This window comes from Cellvibrio sp. GW822-FHT04B05 (assembly GCF_058800985.1).
In genome coordinates this window covers 1-1,961 of record NZ_JBXAMU010000012.1, presented here as the reverse complement: position 1 = coordinate 1,961, position 1,961 = coordinate 1, and the positions used below count along the sequence as shown (strand labels likewise).

At 42.0% G+C, this 1,961-nt stretch carries 2 protein-coding genes; both read right to left on the bottom strand.

Annotated features, from left to right (window positions below; genetic code table 11):
• Positions 1–76: 76 nt before the first annotated feature.
• The gene (locus AC1RJL_RS19835) at positions 77–445 is read right to left on the bottom strand and encodes a hypothetical protein (protein ID WP_492917272.1); all 369 of its coding nucleotides are present in this window, start codon (positions 443–445) and stop codon (positions 77–79) included.
• 229 nt (positions 446–674) lie between these two features.
• Positions 675–1,961: hypothetical protein (locus tag AC1RJL_RS19830; protein WP_492917270.1), on the bottom strand; the 1,287-nt coding region annotated here is incomplete at its 5' end.

The window sequence follows — 1,961 nt, the reverse complement described above, 5'->3', positions numbered from 1 at the left end:
TGATCTTTACACTTTTTCAGCAAAAATCAGGCTTGAAAATGTCTCACTCAGTGCTGTGGACATTCGGACAGTACAACTAAATAGTAAAAATTTTCCAACTAATAAAAAGTTTTTCGTTTTCAAAGAAAGCAAATTTTTTAACCACTCCTTCTCGAACACATACAAGTTCACCAAGAGCATCCTTATTTGAGGAGGGGTGCAATAAAGCAATAAACTGTTTAACAAAAAAATCCATTTTGCCTGCGCGATAAATCAAATTAATTACTTCCTTTATTTTTGAATCACGACAATTAACGACCTTCCCCACATCATCGACACTCAAATCTATTTGATTAAATTCCGATTTAAACAGTTGCTCGACAAAAAGCTCACAAAGTTTTAACGAGCTGGCGGATGCCTCATTTAAACCTGAAGGTAAAATAATATCAATATTTTCACTGCTCATAAAATTTCTTGCCAACCTCCACGAAATGCCTGATCTGGGACTAATAATATCCAAGAAGCACTACAGTGATTACATAGATATTGAATTTTCAAAAAAGGCTCGTTCACAAATCTCTTATCCATTTTGCTCAAATCACCTTTTTCGACTGCATTCGATAGTTTCTTTTTGAATCTCATATATTCAGACTCAGAAGAAAAGCCACCTTTGTGAAGCACGCAGATTTCACAACTCATGGCTTTAACCTAAAGATATAAGTTTGATCAATAGGCACATCATTAATCAAAAATTGGCTAAAACCTCCTGAACCAGCACTAGGATAGGAATTCGTGTACGGTTCCCAGCCAATCGATGCTTTATTTCCCATCGGCCTAGCCAGACTAAATCCATTTAACTTGTTAACAGGGATTGCAACTCCATACTGCGGGATTCCCCATTGCGGAAGAATCTGAGCGCCACTTGCTGCAATACTACTTGAATGGGTAAATTCAGTGGTCGTATAACCTCTCACTGTTCCGAATTGAAGAGATGTATTTAAACTATCCTCCGATAAATATCTGAATACATATTCTTGATTATTAATTGCATCACCAAGTCTTGCTTCATAGTTAGTGCGGGAAATCTCATCAATGCGAGCCATTCTTTGCTCTGATGTGAGATGCCCATATTTTTCTTTCAAATATGAAGATCGAACATTAGCTTCTGCAATTATGTCAGCACGACCACTGTTTGTAGCTGTCGCATCCAACCTGCCCATTGTTTTACTTGATCTTGCAAGCGCAGGCAGCATGGCGGCTGTGCCGCCAGTAATCAACTCCAAACCGATATCTGGAAGAATACTAAACGTAGCACCTGCTAACGCATTATTCCCAAAAAGCCCATAACCAAAGTCACCGCTAGTACGTTGTAACCCTTCAAAAAAATTACCAACGGGTGCTAATGCTGAACCTACATTGGACAGATAGCCCTGCCCGGTTGCACTTCTAGGTGAGTAAGTGAAACTATCACGCACACCATCCATGACTGCAAGACTTGCGTTGGTATCTCCCCATGTGAACAACTGGGTTGCAAGGCCCGTTATGCCGCCTGCTACAGTACCAATCATGCCAGAGCCAATCGCAAGGAGCGTTTCGACTTCACCTATTTTGCTGTCTATATAGCTAAAACCAGAGGCATTTGATGAGTATCCCACAGCATCGGCAATCGTCCTCGCCAAATCAAACTGGCTTTGCATACTGGAAATTATTGCATCCATTTCTGCCATGCGTGCATTCAAGCCATCGAAATCATAATTGCTGAAATCAAGACTGGATAAATTCAGCGCAATGCCACCCGGTGCACTGCTACTTCCCTTCGCGCGCTCCACTTTCAATTCACTTTGCTGCACCGGCGTCAACTGGCCATCCGCATGACTGACTGCGCCGGCTTCCGGTGCGGTGGTTGTGACAATGGGCGCATCTTTCCTGGCGGCAGTATCGCGCTGGTCAACAACCGGAACTGCTGCTTTCGGTTTATTAAA